The organism is Dyadobacter psychrotolerans (assembly GCF_004349265.1).
GTDB lineage: Bacteria > Bacteroidota > Bacteroidia > Cytophagales > Spirosomataceae > Dyadobacter > Dyadobacter psychrotolerans.
In genome coordinates this window covers 450,585-467,939 of the sequence record NZ_SMFL01000002.1, presented here as the reverse complement: position 1 = coordinate 467,939, position 17,355 = coordinate 450,585, and the positions used below count along the sequence as shown (strand labels likewise).

At 42.1% G+C, this 17,355-nt stretch carries 14 protein-coding genes; 5 read left to right on the top strand and 9 right to left on the bottom strand.

Features of this window, described 5'->3' with window-relative positions:
• Position 1: 1 nt before the first annotated feature.
• Both E0F88_RS05710 and E0F88_RS05705 read right to left on the bottom strand, forming a co-directional pair.
• Complete coding sequence (locus E0F88_RS05710; protein ID WP_131957249.1) at positions 2-3,238, bottom strand: error-prone DNA polymerase; 3,237 nt, start codon at positions 3,236-3,238, stop codon at positions 2-4.
• Between the two features lie 61 nt (positions 3,239-3,299).
• On the bottom strand, positions 3,300-4,799 hold the full coding sequence (locus E0F88_RS05705) for a Y-family DNA polymerase (RefSeq protein WP_131957247.1): 1,500 nt from the start codon (positions 4,797-4,799) through the stop codon (positions 3,300-3,302).
• Positions 4,800-5,067: 268 nt separating this feature from the next.
• On the opposite strand from E0F88_RS05705, the gene E0F88_RS05700 reads away from it, so the two are divergent.
• Complete coding sequence (locus E0F88_RS05700; protein ID WP_131957245.1) at positions 5,068-6,426, top strand: acyl-CoA dehydrogenase family protein; 1,359 nt, start codon at positions 5,068-5,070, stop codon at positions 6,424-6,426.
• Between the two features lie 79 nt (positions 6,427-6,505).
• Here E0F88_RS05700 and E0F88_RS05695 read toward each other — a convergent pair whose 3' ends face one another.
• The 3 genes from E0F88_RS05695 to E0F88_RS05685 form a co-directional block, all read right to left on the bottom strand.
• Positions 6,506-7,657 (bottom strand): serine hydrolase domain-containing protein, encoded by a 1,152-nt coding sequence (locus E0F88_RS05695; RefSeq protein ID WP_131957243.1) that lies wholly within the window; start codon positions 7,655-7,657, stop codon positions 6,506-6,508.
• A gap of 97 nt (positions 7,658-7,754) precedes the next feature.
• Positions 7,755-8,132 carry a DUF6841 family protein gene (locus tag E0F88_RS05690; protein WP_131957242.1) on the bottom strand — a complete coding sequence of 126 codons (378 nt, stop codon included), beginning with the start codon at positions 8,130-8,132 and terminating at the stop codon, positions 7,755-7,757.
• 132 nt (positions 8,133-8,264) lie between these two features.
• Entirely contained in the window at positions 8,265-9,005 is a 741-nt protein-coding gene (locus E0F88_RS05685; RefSeq protein ID WP_131957240.1) for an ImuA family protein, read from the bottom strand.
• Between the two features lie 76 nt (positions 9,006-9,081).
• Here E0F88_RS05685 and E0F88_RS05680 point away from each other — a divergent pair, with 76 nt between their 5' ends.
• Both E0F88_RS05680 and E0F88_RS05675 read left to right on the top strand, forming a co-directional pair.
• Positions 9,082-9,879 carry an XRE family transcriptional regulator gene (locus E0F88_RS05680; RefSeq protein WP_131957238.1) on the top strand — a complete coding sequence of 266 codons (798 nt, stop codon included), beginning with the start codon at positions 9,082-9,084 and terminating at the stop codon, positions 9,877-9,879.
• Positions 9,880-9,986: 107 nt separating this feature from the next.
• Entirely contained in the window at positions 9,987-12,395 is a 2,409-nt protein-coding gene (locus tag E0F88_RS05675; protein WP_131957236.1) for an ABC transporter permease, read from the top strand.
• Between the two features lie 13 nt (positions 12,396-12,408).
• Here the strand turns inward: E0F88_RS05675 and E0F88_RS05670 are convergent, their stop codons facing one another.
• Together E0F88_RS05670 and E0F88_RS05665 are read right to left on the bottom strand one after the other, a co-directional pair.
• Entirely contained in the window at positions 12,409-12,891 is a 483-nt protein-coding gene (locus E0F88_RS05670; protein ID WP_131957234.1) for a DUF4385 domain-containing protein, read from the bottom strand.
• A gap of 95 nt (positions 12,892-12,986) precedes the next feature.
• The gene (locus tag E0F88_RS05665) at positions 12,987-13,442 is read right to left on the bottom strand and encodes a ferritin-like domain-containing protein (protein ID WP_131957232.1); all 456 of its coding nucleotides are present in this window, start codon (positions 13,440-13,442) and stop codon (positions 12,987-12,989) included.
• A gap of 385 nt (positions 13,443-13,827) precedes the next feature.
• On the opposite strand from E0F88_RS05665, the gene E0F88_RS05660 reads away from it, so the two are divergent.
• Positions 13,828-15,480 carry a hypothetical protein gene (locus E0F88_RS05660; RefSeq protein WP_131957231.1) on the top strand — a complete coding sequence of 551 codons (1,653 nt, stop codon included), beginning with the start codon at positions 13,828-13,830 and terminating at the stop codon, positions 15,478-15,480.
• A gap of 59 nt (positions 15,481-15,539) precedes the next feature.
• Here the strand turns inward: E0F88_RS05660 and E0F88_RS05655 are convergent, their stop codons facing one another.
• Positions 15,540-16,028: a hypothetical protein gene (locus E0F88_RS05655; protein ID WP_131957229.1), complete on the bottom strand. Its 489-nt coding sequence runs from the start codon at positions 16,026-16,028 to the stop codon at positions 15,540-15,542.
• 314 nt (positions 16,029-16,342) lie between these two features.
• On the opposite strand from E0F88_RS05655, the gene E0F88_RS05650 reads away from it, so the two are divergent.
• Positions 16,343-16,765 carry a response regulator gene (locus tag E0F88_RS05650; RefSeq protein WP_131957227.1) on the top strand — a complete coding sequence of 141 codons (423 nt, stop codon included), beginning with the start codon at positions 16,343-16,345 and terminating at the stop codon, positions 16,763-16,765.
• Between the two features lie 13 nt (positions 16,766-16,778).
• Here the strand turns inward: E0F88_RS05650 and E0F88_RS05645 are convergent, their stop codons facing one another.
• Positions 16,779-17,171: a response regulator gene (locus tag E0F88_RS05645; protein WP_165940002.1), complete on the bottom strand. Its 393-nt coding sequence runs from the start codon at positions 17,169-17,171 to the stop codon at positions 16,779-16,781.
• Positions 17,172-17,355: the final 184 nt, after the last annotated feature.

Here is a 17,355-nt window from a genome sequence, read left to right as displayed (position 1 = left end):
ATTATTTAAAATTACGGCCTGCCGGAAAAATCTCCGTCTGCACATCCTTTCGAACCTGGGTTCTTTTATTTACAGCCTGAGATGCATACTCATCTTTTTCATCCGCACGGGAAAGCGTAAGTACCGGCGGATTCTCTTGTTCCAGGGTTGTAAGCTGACGCAGCAAACCGGAAAGATCAAAACAACGTCTGACAATTACATGGATGACTTCTCCTTCCCGCTGTAACTTACCTTCCACCATCAGTAATCTGGCATGAAGTACTTCTTTACGGTAGGTTTCAAACAAATTTTTAAAAACGACAAGATTAGCAAAACCGGTTTCGTCTTCAACGGTTATAAAACATACTCCACCTGCTGTGCCGGGGCGTTGCCGTACCAAAACCAATCCGGCTACCTTCACAATTCTTCCGTCCCCGATATTGCTCAATTCTTTTGTAGAGACAACATGTAGTAATTTTAATTTTTCTCTTATAAAACTTACAGGATGCGCTTTTAACGATAGCGAAGTTGATGCATAATCCTGCACCACATGCTCCGATACGCTCATCTGCGGCAATGTTATACTTGCTTCAAAAGTACTCTCAGAAGGACACCCTTTAAAAAGCCCCATGGGACGGTCACTTAACGCAGATACCTCCCACAAAGCCTGACGGCGGTCCAGCCCAATGGATCGGAAAGCATCTGCATCAGCAAGTTTTTCCAGTGAAACCTGTGAAACACCGGCATCCCTTAGTTCATGTATTTGCGTAAATGGTTTTTCTCTTGCTTCAATTAATATTTGGACATCAGCTTCCCGTAAACCTTTTATCTGCCGAAAACCGAGTCTTAAAGGGTAATATTCCCTGATCATTTCACTTTCTTCCAGTATATTATCCCAGCCCGAGTAATTAATGTCTATCGGCCAGACTTCCACACCATTTTTCTTTGCATCAATTATAATCTGTGCAGGCTGGTAAAAACCCATTGGCATACTATTTAATAAAGCTGCTGCGAAGACATCCGGATAATAGCATTTCATCCAGCATGACACATACACGAGCAAAGCAAAACTGGCTGCATGGCTTTCAGGAAAACCGTAACTGCCAAAACCTTCAAGCTGTTTAAAAACCCTTTTTGCGAACTCTTCGGTGTAACCCTTTTTGGTCATACCTTCTACCAGCTTTTTTTCGAACCGCGATACCAATCCTTTTACCTTAAAAGTGGCCATGCTTCGTCGCAGTTCATCTGCCTCTGCTGGGGAAAAACCTGCTGCCACAATCGCTATTTTCATAGCCTGCTCCTGAAATAGCGGCACCCCTAATGTGCGGTGAAGAATTTCCTTCAATTCTTCGGATGGGTACTCTATTTTTTCTTCACCATTTCTCCGCCTGAGGTAAGGATGAACCATATCTCCCTGGATTGGCCCTGGCCGGACAATAGCCACTTCAATAACCAGATCATAAAAACATTTCGGCTTAAGCCTGGGAAGCATCGACTGCTGAGCCCGGCTTTCTATTTGAAAAACACCAATGGTATCTGCGTGGCTGATCATGTCATAAACCATCGGGTCATCCTGCCCTATGTTAGCCAGCGTGAGATCCAGATTATAGTGCTTTTTAGCCAGATCAAATCCTTTCCGAATACAAGTGAGCATACCCAGAGCGAGTACATCGATTTTTAAAAAACCAAGTGCATCAATATCATCTTTGTTCCATTCAATGCAAGTCCTGTTTTCCATTCTTGCATTCATGATCGGACATAAGTCCGAAAGTTTCCCTCTGGTAATTACAAAGCCGCCTGTATGCTGCCCGAGCTGTCTTGGAAAACCCATAAACTGTTCAGTGAGACTAAGTATTTTGATTAGATGCGGGTCCTTCGGATTAAATCCCTGTTCTGCGATGCGGGTTCCTTCAAACCATTCTGTTGTAAATTCCCAAATCGAATTCGAAAGACGGTTGATCGCATCTACTGAAAGTCCCATTGCTTTGGCCACGTCACGTACTGCACCCTTCTGGTGTAACTGGGTAACCGTGGCAACAATGGCGGCCCGGTTCCTTCCGTATTTATTATAAATGTACTGGATTACTTCTTCTCTGCGTTCATGCTCAAAATCCACATCAATATCCGGAGGCTCGTTGCGTGCAGATGAGATAAAACGCTCAAATAAAAGATCAAATTTGGTAGGATCCACGGATGTAATTCCCAGGCAAAAACAGATCGTAGAATTCGCTGCCGAACCCCTCCCCTGACATAATATTTTCTGCTTTCTGGCATAACTTACAATGTCATAGACCGTAAGAAAATAGGCCGCATAATCCATTTCTTCAATGAATGTCATTTCATGTTTGATGGCATATTCCACTTTCTCAGGTATACATTCGCCAAAAAAGTCCATGGCTCCTTTCCAGGTGAGGGCTGCAAGTTCCTGCAGCGGCGTTCTTCCTTCACTAGTGATTTCTTCGGGATATTCGTATTTTAAAGAATCCAGAGAAAACTGGCAGGCATCAACAATTTCCTGACTACGAAGCAGTGCATCCGGATAGTGTCTGAATATCCTGTGCATTTCGTCAATCGGTTTAAGATATCTTTCGGCATTCTGATAAAGGCGGAAACCTGCGTTGTAAATGGTGCACTTTTCCCGTATACAGGTAACCACGTCTTGTAATTCCCTTCGTTCTGAAATGTGATAGTACACATCATTCGTAGCAATCATCGGAATATTCATTTCCTCACACAGCCCGGCAATCCGGTACAATTTCTTGGTATCATCACCCTGATATGATCGCGACGCAGCGAGGTAAAGATGTTCGCCGAAGTTTCGTTTATATTCTAAAAGTGTATTTTTAAATTCAGAATCAAAATCAAAAAATTCATTTAGTGATGAAGGTGCAATGGCTATAAATTTAATTCCGGATGTATAACGATAAACATCTTTTTTGTACAAATGACACGATCCTTTCTCTGCACGCAGATTCCCCTCCGAAAGCAAACCTGACAGACTTGCATAAGCTTCTTTGGTCGTGGGATATGCTAAAAGGCTGGGTCCGTCCAAAAGATCCAGCCTGCATGCGGGGATCAGCCGGATACCTGCCTTTTTTGCTTCTGAATGTGCCCTCACAATACCTGCGAGTGTATTACGGTCGGTGATAGCAATTGCTTTATAACCCAAAGACACAGCGCGTTCAACCAGTTCTTCGGGATGAGATCCGCCTCTTAGAAAACTAAAATTGGATGTGATCTGAAGTTCGCTGTAAGTCATGTTCTCTTATTCAGTTTAAAAACTTTCAAGATTTCTAAAACCTGGAAAGTCTCTTATTTTTTCATGCAAAAAAACCGTGAACAAACCATTCAGGTTTATCATCATTATAATGTCCAAGCCTGAAAATCCAGAAACGAGCTCCTTCTTCGTCTTCCAGGCAATAATAATCGCGGTGCAAACCATTTTCCAGCCACCATTCCCGTTCAATGCGCTCAGGACCGTCAGCCTTTTTTACCTTATGAATTTTTCCTTTATACCTGAAAAGCATCGGAGGATAATCCGGAATCGGTGCTGTCACTACAATTGACTCCGGTTTAGATAAAAGATGAACCGGGCGGGGCCTGTCGGTTCTCCAACCCGTTTCTAGCTGCTTTTGAAGAGATGAAACAATTTCAACGGAACGTTCCGGCCAGTGGTGTTGCCGCGGTAAGTATCTTTTAACGGAGTTTATTCCTGCTCTTGCTGCTATCCGGTCAAGCAATTCAAGTAATCCGATATGATCGCTGCCACCGCTTGCGTTCCATAGCGATTCCTGAACTACTGCCATATCTTCTACCACTGGTGCTTCCAGAATAAATAATTCAATACCAAAGGCGGGTTCAATAGTGGCTATTTTCAATTCAAAAAGTTTGAATAAATGCTCTGTATTGGAAGAGGGGCCGTTTGTTCCAATTTCAATCTGCTCGATTTTACCATCCATCCTGTACCCTTTAAAAATTGCTTTTCTCAGACCAATACCTTCATTTTTGAAACGTTGGCACATACTTGTCAAAAGCCGTTGCAACGCAATTTTAATCCCGGTTGCCGTAACTATCGGTTCCAGACAAGGTAGTCGCTCCTGATAAGGTTCTATGGGTTTAACCGGAGTAATAAGTTCGTTAGAAGGACCAAGTGCCTGGTCGATTCTATCCAAAAGCTGCTGTCCGAAACGTCTTCTCAACACATTGCGTGGCATTGCTATAAAGTTACGGATCTGGTAAATCCCCAGTTTTTTCATCCTCTCTGTAATTATCGGATCCAGACGTAAGGCATGTGGCGGTAGCGCGAACAGGGCATCGGCATGTCTTCCCGATTCCACTACCCGAACATCCGGTCCATACCTGCAGACAGCCCAGGCCGCTCCGACAGTATCAGCCATTGAGACCCTGACATTATATCCCGAACTTATTAGCTTGCTAAATATATCATTCACATAGGCAGGTTCCCCTCCCCAGAGATGAGCACAACCAGTGGCATCCAGTATTAAACCGTCTGGCAGATCAACCGCAACAATTGGTGTGTAACGTATGCACCATTCCGCTAAAGCATTAAGTAGTTTTTCTGCCTGTTCCGGTTTATAATCCATGACCTGCAACTCAGGGAATACAGCCTTTGCATCAGCTACAACCATCCCTGGCCCGATCCCGTTTACCTCACCTACAGTATTCACCGCCTTTACTACCATTCTTCCGCGTTCGGGACTGGCAAGGACAAATGCTATTTCCTTCAAATCCGGATTACGGATAATGAGTCTGTCGGTGGTCAGATGAGGAAACCAAATGTTTACATAGCGCCTGGACATTTGCTTATCGGTTTAAGTGATATAAAACTTAAATTGTTGCTAATGGAAACAATAATTGGTTTCTAATAATAACATTTCTATTTGTCATAGCAAAAATATTGCCTGTAAATTATCCATGACTATGCTTTTACGCCAAATATGTATTTTGTTATTACAATTGATGTTAGATCTAAACCAGAAATAATATCCCCATTTTTATACAGTTAACCGATGTCAGGCATTATATTAAGCGTGTTGTAAGCAAATATCAAAACTAAAAAAAAGTAAGATGGGTATCTTCGAATCATATTCTCAATTAAAGTTATTTTTAAAAAATATAGATCTGGCGGCTGTAAACCGGCTATCGAAAAAGGTGGATCTTAACAAGCTTATGGGTGTTGTTTCTAAAATGAGCGACGAAGATCTGGCCAAAATGATGCGGATGATGCAGGCTTCTTCAGGAGTTAAAAAGGATCCTCCCAAAGTGAATGGTGATTTTTACGAACTAAGTGATACGCTAACAGAAGAGGACCGCGCAGTACAGCTTAAAGTGAGAAACTTTATGGAAACGGAAATCAAGCCGATTGCCAATGAATACTGGAACAAAGCACATTTCCCGATGCACATTATTCCGCTTATGGCCAAGCTGGACATTTGCGGACTGACATACAAAGGGTACGGTTGCGCAGGCCGCTCATCACTTCTGGAAGGCTTCATAGCAATGGAAATGGCAAGAATCGATTCTTCAATTTCAACGTTTTTTGGCGTACACAGCGGTCTGGCGATGGGCTCAATTTACCTCTGCGGTTCGGAAGAACAAAAACAGTATTGGCTGCCACTGATGCAGCGCATGGAAATCATCGGGGCCTTCGGGCTTACAGAACCGGAAGTAGGTTCTGCCGCCGCCGGCGGGCTCACCACAACTTGCAGAAAGGATGGCGATAACTGGGTACTTAACGGACAGAAAAAGTGGATTGGCAATGCTACGTTCTCGGATATCACCATCATCTGGGCAAGAAATCCGGAAGATAACCAGGTGAAAGGTTTTATCGTCCGAAAAGATAATCCAGGGTTTAAGGCTGAAAAAATGGAAGATAAAATGGCCCTTCGTACGGTACAAAATGCTGTAATTACTTTAACAGATTGTAAGGTAAGCGAAGAAGACCGACTTCAGAACGCAAACTCATTTAAAGATACCGCCAACGTATTGCGTATGACCAGAGCCGGAGTTGCCTGGCAGGCGGTTGGCTGCGGAAGAGGTGCTTATGAACTTGCTTTAAAATATACACTGGAAAGAAAACAATTTGGCAGACCAATAGCCAGTTTCCAGCTGGTTCAGGATTTACTGGTAACCATGCTGGGTGATCTTACTGCTATGCAAACGATGGTATACCGCTTATCACAATTGCAGGATAAGGGAGACCTGCAGGATGAACATGCTTCTCTTGCCAAGGTATTTTGCACCCTTCGCATGCGGTCTATTGTGGACCATGCCCGTGAGCTTTTTGGTGGCAATGGAATCCTGCTCGAATATGACATTGCCCGCTTTGTTGCTGACGCTGAGGCAATTTATTCTTATGAAGGGACGAAAGAAATTAATTCTCTGATAGTGGGACGGGCTATAACCGGTGAGAGTGCTTTTATCTAAAATTTATTAAACCATTAAGGGATTAAGAAAAATTAAGACTTAATGACCCTTAACTCCTTAATGGCAAATAATTTATGTCTTATTTCCCAACCGCCTTAATTGCCATATTCACTACATCTCCCAGTTTTTTTCCGTCGAGCCATCTTGATACAATAACAAGATCGTGTTCATTGTCAATCACAATATAATTACCTCCAAAACCATTGGCATAAAAAAGATTTGACGGAGCACCCTGAATAGCATTGTCCGAATTAATCCACCACAAATAGCCATATGCTTTATTCGGAGACGAAGGCTGATGCACCGAGTTAACCCATTTTTCTGAAAGAATTTGTTTGTCTTTCCATTTACCTTTTCGCAGAAAAAGAAGTCCGTAACGGGCCTGATCCAGCGAATTAATAAATAAACCGCCGCCAAAATGCCCTCCGCCACTGACCGACTGCGTCATCACACCATCTATATTTACAAATGAATTATCATAGCCGTACCAGCGCCAGGTAGTGGAAGCACCGATCGGATCCTGGATTTTTTCCTTAAGAACTACGGCCAGCGGTTTGCGCCAGACCTGCAGCAGCGAATATGCCAGCAAATTGACCCTGATATCGTTGTATTCAAAATTAGTACCCGGTTCAAGCATTTTGCGGTTTTTCCAATCGTCTATCGCGCCTTCCTTCGGCGGACGATCTGCCCAGTCGTGCTGGGTAAAAAGTGTTCCCGACCAGTCGGAACTTTGGGTTAACAAATGTTCCCAGGTTATTTTACCATTGTGTGCGCCTTCATAGGTATCATCCCATACATATTTACTTACCCTGTCATGAACATTTTTTATCAGGCCATTATCAAGAGCCAGTCCTGCTATGGTAGAAAGATAGCTTTTAGTTACGCTGAAAGTCATGTCAACTCTTTCAACATCACCCCATTTGGCTACGATATATCCATTTTTGATAATTAGCCCGGCCGGTCCGCCTCTCTTTTTCATGGGTCCGAGAATTTGGTAATCAGGTTCACGCTGATAAGATTTAAGATTCGCAATCCGAAGATCCCGGTCAACCTCATTTTCATTATGCAGCGCAATATTTACCGCACTGTCTAGCCATTGTTTGTTCATTTTCAGCTCGGCAGGTGTTTTACTTTGCCAGACGGAATCGGGATAATAAATTCCCTGGGCATAAACCTGGCTGACCAGAGCCACAATAATACAAAGCAGGAAAATACTTGATTTTTTAAACATCAGCTTAAAACTTAACTTTGTGGGAGTGAGAATTTCTTTCCAACATAGTTAAGATAATTACATCGAAAATCAAGATTCTTTGATTTAGAAATTGAGACTATTTATTCATAATTATCAACCCGCTAATTTTCAGCGCCCCCTTATTCCCGGTCAAAATGTAAAAATTAGTTTCGCTCGATACTTTTTCTCCCGAACTGTCGTAGTTGTCCCAAGCAACCTGGCTTATGAAAATTGTTTCTGAAAGCTGTTGTTCGCTGAGTACTCTTGGCATTGCTTTTTCGATATTTTGTGCCTTGTAGGGCTCAATGCCTTGTTCCCAAAATGCTATTACTTCCGACATTTCGGCAACAGTCTGCACTCCCTGATCGGAATAAACAGCCATGGGTGTCTGATAAAAACCGGAAATATTTTCAGCTGAAAAGGAAGTTAATGCTGTTGCATAATCTTCAAAAAATAATTGAACTGAAGTTGCCATAATATTTTGCTTTTAGTTGTTACCTAACTCTTTTACACATACTTACTAAACTTAGTGTAAAGCTCATATTAAGATGAAACTAAAAAATCCTGCCAAAATATAATACGGCTTTGGAATAATAGCACGAACCAACTAAACTGCCCGCAGTAAACGAAGTTTGATTTCGGAAACATTCTGTTCGCGAACAACTTTAAACTCGCCTGCTTCCCAGACTATTTCCCAGCTACCGGGTTCACCGTTGCGTATTTTTAGCAAATCTACCTGCCAGCTCGGAAAACCAACACCAGGCATTCCATCTTCAAGTTTACTGGGGATCGATTTGATTTTCCATCGGGAAACACAGGCCAGGGTATTTATAGTTCTTGGGTTATTTCGGTGCAAAAATCCCGTAACCCTGCTTCGTTCTACAGCCAGCTGAAGACGCCTGGATTCAGTGAAACTAATTTCCCGTATCTCACCAACTACCGCTGCCAGTGATTTGCATTTCAGGGCTTCTTCTATTACCCATAATTTATCCTTTTCGTGATTAAGATCTATAAAAATGATCTTGTCAGGCTCAAGACCGAATATTTTCAAAGCCGGGGGAAATATTGTTCTTTTTGTACTGATCCATAAACATTTACCTCCGTTTTGCATGAGCTTTCCCAATAACCCGGACATGAAACCGGTGGTTGCTGCACCATCCTTGGGATCCGTGCTGATAAATTCGTGTATCGCTCCAACCGGAAAAGCATGGTTTGGAAATGATGCCTCGATCTGTCCCAAACCAAAATGGATGCGTGGAAGGTCCGACGGCGAAACCAATCCCTGTAAGGAAATGACATCTCTCCTCAGTTTTTCAAGTATCTCAATTTTTGTCGTCGGATGTTCCATAAACAAAATAATTAAATTACATTTGTTGCTATAAGCAACAATATTATGTTTCCAATATTAACACCATACATTGACAATGGCAACTCTTTTTTTTCATAGCAACATCCGGTTTCTTAGGGAGAGGCGAAAATTTAGCCAGGAAGAAATTTCTGAAAAACTGGATTTGTCAAGAAACAAACTTCAGGCCCTGGAGTCGGGAAAGACTAAAAACCCGTCTGCTGCCGATCTGGTTAAATTTTCTGAGTACTTCAAAATTAGTATGGACAGCCTTTTTAAAGTTGACCTTACCAAGCTGTCTGAACTTAAAATCAGGGAACTGGAAGCAGGCAATGATGTGTATATGACCGGAACAAAAATCAGAGTTTTGGCAATTACAGTTAATAACGACAATAAGGAAAATGTTGAATATGTTCCTGTAAAAGCAAAAGCCGGATACCGGAGCGGATATTCGGATCCGGATTTTTTGGCCATGTTACCAAAATTTTCCATGCCCAATCTTCCTGCCGGTACACACCGTATGTTTCCGATTACGGGAGATTCCATGCTTCCGGTGCCCGACGGCAGTGACGTAATTGCCTGTTATGTTGACGACTGGAAACAATTAAAGCCCGGCACGCCCTGCATCGTGATTCTGAAAGGAGAACAGGATTTTGTTTTTAAACTGGTTACTGTGTCAGATAATCAATTGTTTTTAAAATCGCTGAATTCTGTTTACGAGCCTTTCACCGTTCCTGTCACGGAAGTTTTGGAAATATGGCAATTCCACTGCTACCAAACCAAAGAATTCCCCGAACCATTGCCCGACCTGAAAGTACTGGCAAAAGCAGTGCGGGATTTACAGGAAGAATTCAGGGACATGAAAGGGAAAGGTTGATTTAGTATTATTACAGTCATGTAATTATTGTTTATATTAAGAGTGTCAAAATGAACAAGTAACAACTTCACCTCATTACCTTTTCTTACAAATTAACCTGAAATGGTATGCTCCGCAATTATTTTAAAATTGCCTGGCGCAATCTTGCCGGAAACAAGACTTACTCTTTCGTCAATATTGGCGGGCTGGCAGTTGGAATGGCGGTTGCTATGTTGATAGGCTTGTGGATTTACGATGAGCTTTCTTTTAATCAATCCCATAAAAACTACCGACAGATCGCACGCGTCATGCAGCAGCAAACTCTGGATGGAGAAATAAATATGGGCGGTAACGTACCGGCGCCGTTATTCAAGGAGCTTCAAACCAATTTTAAAACGGATTTCAGCAGTGTAGTTATCACTTCCTGGCTTCAAAGACATACGCTGACATACGGCACAGCTACATTTACAAAGCCCGGCAACTTCATGTCGGCCGGCACAGCTGAAATGCTTTCTTTAAAAATGAAATCCGGAAGCGCCTCGGGGTTAACAGATCCGTCAACGATCCTTCTTTCCGAGTCGACTGCAATAGCAATTTTTAAAAACGCTGATCCGGTTGATAAAATGATTAAAATCAATAACGACCTGGATGTCAGGGTGGTCGGCGTCTATGAAGATATTCCCTACAATTCGGAATTTCACGAACTGGGATTTATAGCACCATTTGCGCTTTTCGTTTCATCCAACCAATGGGTGAAGGAGGCTGTAGAAAACGGTGAATGGAAAAACAGTTCTTTCCAAATTCTGGTGCAGCTCACAGAGAACACCGATTACAAAGTAGTTTCCGACAAAATCAGAGACATTAAACTTCAAAAAGCGGGGTCAGATGATTTGAAATTCAAGCCACAAATCCTGCTGCATCCAATGAATAGCTGGCATTTATATTCAGAGTGGGATAATGGCAAAAACGTTGGAGGACGCATTCAGTTTGTGTGGCTGTTCGGCATTATTGGCGTATTCGTTCTGCTGCTGGCATGTATCAATTTCATGAACCTAAGTACCGCACGCTCGGAAAAACGCGCTAAAGAGGTAGGAATCAGAAAAGCGGTCGGCTCACAACGGGTGCAACTTGTAGGACAGTTTTTCAGTGAGTCATTCCTGATTGTATTTTTTGCATTTTTTATCTCATTACTACTTGCATGGCTCGTTTTACCAACTTTTAACGGGATTGCCGACAAGCAAATGTTTATACCCTGGCGCGACCCTGTTTTTCTGGTTATCGCGTTTGTCTTCACACTTTTTACCGGACTTACAGCAGGCAGTTACCCCGCGTTCTATTTATCTTCATTTCAGCCCATTAAAGCACTTAAAGGCAAATGGACACCGCTCGGATTGCGTGCTACGCTGCCCCGCAAAATTCTGGTGGTTCTGCAATTCACAGTTTCCATTACACTGATTATTGGAACATTCGTTGTTTACAAACAAATTCTTCATGCAAAAAACCGTCCCATTGGGTATAACAAACAAGGCCTTGTGACCATGCTGGTAAATACTCCAAACCTCCACAGGCATATTGACGCATTATTGGACGACCTCGTAAAAACCGGAACAGTAACATCATTAGCAGAATCGGCCGCACCGCCAACCGAGGTGTTTTCGGCGAATGTAGGTTTTAACTGGAAGGGTAAAGATCCTGGGCTGAATTCAGAATTTGCAACAATAGGCATTTCACATGATTTTGGAAAAACAGTTGGCTGGCAGTTTATTGCAGGACGTGATTTTACCAGAACTTTGTCCAGCGATTCTGCCGGATTTGTGGTTAATGAAGCGGCGGTAAAGTTTATGGGATTGGCAAACCGCGGTTTGAATCATGCGGTCGGAGAAACGGTAACCTGGGACGGAAAACCATTTAAAATCATTGGCGTGATTAAAGATATGATCATGGAATCTCCCTACGACCCGGTCAAAAAGTCAATCTTTTTCATTCACCCAAGAGGTGGCCGCTTTATCACGGCAAGGCTTAATCCAGGCACGAATTCAAGTTTGGCATTAAAAAATATAGAAACCGCATTCAAAAAATACAGTCCCGATTCTCCGTTTAACTACCAGTTTGTAGATCAGGAATATGCATTAAAGTTTGCGGCTGAGGAAAGGATAAGTAAACTGGCAGCAGTTTTTACAGTTTTAGCTATTTTTATAAGCTGTCTTGGCCTCTTCGGAATGGCGTCATTCATTGCAGAACAACGGACAAAAGAAATTGGTATCCGTAAAGTTCTGGGTGCCTCTGTGACCAATTTATGGCAGTTACTTTCAGGTGATTTTGTGATTCTTGTTCTGGTTTCCTGCCTGTTGTCCATACCAATTGCCTGGTATTGTATGGACAGCTGGCTGGAAAAATACACCTATCACACCAACATTTCCTGGTGGATTTTTGCAGCCGCCAGCGCAGGTACACTTGTACTAACGCTGAGCACAGTAAGTTATCAGGCGATTCGCGCTGCTTTACTCGACCCTGTGAAAAGTCTGCGTAGCGAGTAGTAGTTTTTGGTCTTCAACCTATCTTACTTTTCCAGTCCTTTTTGAGCTGAGCATATTTAACGTGGCTTTCTGCTTCTTTCCACTTGGTAAAAAATATGGCAGCTGCTTTGGCTTTTTCCTGCTGCCCTGTACCTTTTTCCAAAAGCTGATAGTCATGTTCCTTATCATATTTTTTACCGCCTTTATAGTTAGCGTAACGTCGGGCACGGGTAAAGCCCATCTGCAGATATTTGCGTGACATGTCAGCACCGACAAAATCATTTTTTTCTAAATAATCAAGAAAAAGTTCATAGATCCTATTGCTGCTTTCCCGGGCAATCTCCTTTGTTTTAAAGCGCCAGAACTGCCCGATCTCTGTCTTATAAGGCTCACAAATTAACACACCCTGCTCCCCTTTCCCGACGCGATAAAGCTCCGGGTATTGCCTGTAGTCCACATCCGGCTTCCAGGCATATGCGGCTAAGTCAAAATTCAGGTAGGTTGGTTTGTCGTTCATGAATATTTATTAGGGTATTGATGATCTTCCCCTATTGCGGTTTTCAATTAAAAACAAAAAAGCTGCCCTTTCAAGACAGCTTTTTTTTGGTTGATTTAATTTGCCTTAGCAGCGTCCCGCAGCGCCTTGATTTTATCATGTGCAGCGTTTATTTCCTGCGCCTGAGTGTTCACTATTTCCTGTTCATCCAAAGTAAGTTCACTGTCCAGAGCATCTTTGTATGCTTTTTTAATTGCATCCTCTCCGCGTTCAGCTTCTGATAATATGCTCGCACGGTCACTTCCGCCAAACAATGATTTCACATCAATCCAGACACGATGTAAGGTCCCGCTTACACTTTTTCCGGTTTCCAAATGTGGTGCCGATCCGGCGACTGCCGACAATGCCTGCGCATTTTTACGGCTTTGCTGTGCGTAATTCTCAAAGAGATCTTTCAGGTCAATATTTTCGTCACTGATATCTTCGATTGCCTTTTCAAAGCCGGCTACACGGTCATTGTTAATTTCAATCAGATCGTTAATTACTCCTGTGGCGTTTGATGTATTGGTCATAATTTTGATTTCTGTTTTGTTAATTTATTGTGTCATTCAAGAATATCATGCCACAAGGATTCTTATCGTCGTCACAATAATACTGTATGGATCATCTCTATAAATAATAAATATCTGATTCAACACTATTGAGTCTATGATCAAATTGTATTTCCTAAGCCTTATTAACATCGCCAAAATCCATTTGCCAGCACACCGGGAAGTTTACGTCATAAGGAGAATCTGCCATCTTAGATAAAATGCCTGTAAAGGCTCAGTCAGAATTACCCGTTGTTTCTAAATTTGGAAATCTCTTTACAAAGTAGACCAAAAAGATGAAAAGTCTGGCGGGTAATTTATCTCGAACGAGACCTTTTTAGTTTACTAACCATTAAGCTAAATCCCAATGAAGAAGTATTCGCTGTTGATGTATTTTGTTTTAATCTGTGCATTTGTGACACAAGGACAGAATAAGAGCCCGCATGAAGATGTTGTAATCACAGTCCAAAAGGAGAAAACCCGCGTTTACACAGAAGAAAACGGCAAATTACACATCAATGTTTCACCAAAAGATCTAGCCAAATACAAAGCCGCCGGATATGTGCGTTACAGCGACTTCGGTGCCAAAGGCGATGGGAAAGCAGATGATATAGACGCTATCGCAGGAACACATGCATTTGCCAACCTGCACGGCCTGACAGTAAAAGCCGATGATGGTGCCTCTTACTACATCGGAGGAAAAGAGCGAACTGCTGTAATCAGTACCAACACGGATTTTGGTAAGGCTGCTTTTATCATTGATGATATAAATGTTCAAAATCGCAATGCGTCTGTATTCATAGTGAGTTCAAGTCTCAAACCATTCAAACTGGAAAAGGTAACGACACTGAAAAGAAATCAGCAGAAAATTGATGCGTCTCTACCCGGTCCATGCCTGATCACGGTCACAAACTCTAATGTCAGGCAGTATATCCGCTTCGGACTTAACCAAAATAACGGATCTTCACAAACCGATATCTTTGTCGTTGATAAAAACGGAAATGTAGATAAAAATGCTCCGATTATTTGGAATTTCGACCAGATCACGGAGATTACTGCTTTACCAATTGATGAAAAACCGCTTAAAATTACCGGCGGGCGTTTTACCACTATTGCCAATAAAGAAGAATCAAAATACACTTACTACAACCGAAACATAGCCGTTAGACGATCCAATGTACTTATCGAAGGACTGGAACACCGCATCACAGGTGAAGAAGACCATGGCGCACCTTACGGAGGTTTCATCAATATCGGTGATTGTTCTTACGTGACAGTAAAAAACAGCGTCCTGACAGGGCACAAAATGTATAATACCATCGGCGCGGCAGGCAAACCCGTTTCAATGGGTACCTATGACCTTTCTGCCAACCGAGCACTCAATGTGTCGTTCATTAACTGCACCCAGACAAATGACATTGACGATAGTAGGTATTGGGGCATTTTAGGTTCTAATTTTTGCAAAAACCTTCTTTACGACAATTGTGTATTGTCACGATTTGATGCACACCAGGGTGTTGCCAATGCCACTATCCGCAATTCTACCCTGGGACATATGGGAATCAATGCTATTGGCAGCGGGTTATTGCTAGTGGAAAACTCCACAATCCGGGGCAGAAGTATTGTCAACCTGCGAAACGACTATGGCAGTACCTGGCAGGGCGAGCTAATCATCCGAAACTGTGTTTTTGTTCCATCCGGCGGAAAACCGGTTAGCCCCTCAATCATAACCGGATCCTATTCCGGCCAGCACGATTTCGGATACACTTGTTATATGCCGGAAAAAATTACGATAGAAAATCTTCGCATAGATGATTCCAAGCATCCGGAAAATTACCAGGGACCTGCCATTTTTAGCAATTTCAATCCGCAGATGACTGACGGTTCTTATCAGGAGAAATTCCCCTATGTCAAAACAAGAGAAGTAAGTCTTAAAAACGTAAAAATTGCCAGTGGAAAAACGTTGAGAGTTAGCGATAATCCGTTCATGTTTAAGGATGTACAGGTGAAGAATAATTAACAATACTCGTACATAATGCCAAGAATTTTACCCTGCCGCCTAGGGTCTAAGATTTTCGACTAATGATTATTTTTGATGACCGAACGCTCAATAATTCGGCTTTTCAAACGGGATGCACGGGTTGAAGCTGCATTGTTTTGGCCATGGGCATCTTTTTCAAAAACAGGATTGTACGGATCATCCATAAACTGATGGTGATGAGACGAAACATTTTCTGAAACATCAACTGCCCCATAACCATCCAAAATGGCAGCCACTTTTTCTGCGTCATCCCTATTGGTTGTATGCACTGTGATAATCGTGCCTCTGTGGCCAGCTTCGGAGTAGGTCGTTACCTCTTCATCATCGGCTCCGAAAAGATCTTTGAAGAAATCTGCTATTTTCTCCATGACATCGGTAGGCTCATTTTCCTCAGACGGAGTATTCGTTTTATAAGAAGCGGTTCTGACGGACACCTGCTCATCTGCAAAACCACTTGCACGAAGTAAATCCTGGGCTCTTTCTGCCTGCTCAGCAGTTTCGAATATTGATACGACTGTGTTTGCCATGATTAAAAATTTTAAGGTTGTAAATCTGTAAGAGAAAAATTAAGTCTAGCCCTAATTTTTAAAAACGTCGGGTTACCTTCGTCAGTCTGTCGTTTCTTCGGATTTTGGCTGGTTTGGTCAAAAGATTAAAAACCATGCCACTGTTTTCCGATATTTATTATGCAGGATATGATTGCTTGTATATTATAGTTTATTCCATTGTTTTTCAGATACAAAATGTTTCGATAACGACAGGATATTTCCTTGAACAATAATTAATTAAAATGTCAATTCCAGCAGGACTGAATATTATACCAACCGGCAAAACTTAGCAAATGAACAAAAATGGAGAGATAATTATTATTGAGGATGATGAGGATGATCAGTTCCTTTTAGAAGAAGTTTTCACTACACTGCAATACCCAAATGAGCGGATTTACTTTCCGGACGGTCTGGCTGCCCTGGAATATCTGCATGGAACAGGCAATGCACCCTTTTTGATATTATCTGATATCAACATGCCCAGGCTGAATGGTTTCGAGCTGAGAAATAAACTGCATACCGATGCAGAACTAAAACTTAAATGTATTCGCTATCTGTTCTTTTCAACCGTAATTAACCTAAACGTTGTAATTGATGCATCCAGCACTTCTGCCCAGGGCTTTTTTGTCAAGCAAACTTCTTTTGAAGAACTACTGGATACGATCAGAGTCATTATGGAATATTGGAAAAAGTGTGCGGCACCCAATAATTTCTAAACTTTCCATCCCATCACATTGATCTTAAGAGGTTTTTAAGTTCATCCAGGTTTACAGGTTTTTGCAAAAAGGCAAAGGCACCTGATTCTAAACATTTTTGGATCAGATCCCGGTCCGAAGAACTACTGTAAATTACCACCGGCACCTCAACATATCCGGCGCTGCCTTGATCCTTACTTTTTAAAATAGTAAGTGCCTCATAACCGTCCATTTCCGGCATCTGGTAATCTAGGAAGATAACTTGCGGATAATCTGCACCATTTTCTTTTACCCGAGACAGCATATCAAGAAGTGCCCGGGCTCCGTCGAAAACAACGAGCTCATATTTGGGATTTATCCTTTTAAGCAAAAAACTGAGCAAAAAACGCTGATCGGCCGAGTCATCTACAATGTATATGGTATTCATTTTAAAGGAAAATTTTAGACAAGATTGGCGCATGAGATAAAATCATTCCAATAGGTCAGAAAGCCGTTTATCACAACACTTGGGCACTTTATAATTTCCCAGGAACAAGCCAAAGCATATACGGCGCAAAAAAATCCACTTGAATTCACCAAAACACTTTATCCGTCAACCGTTGCGCATTTTC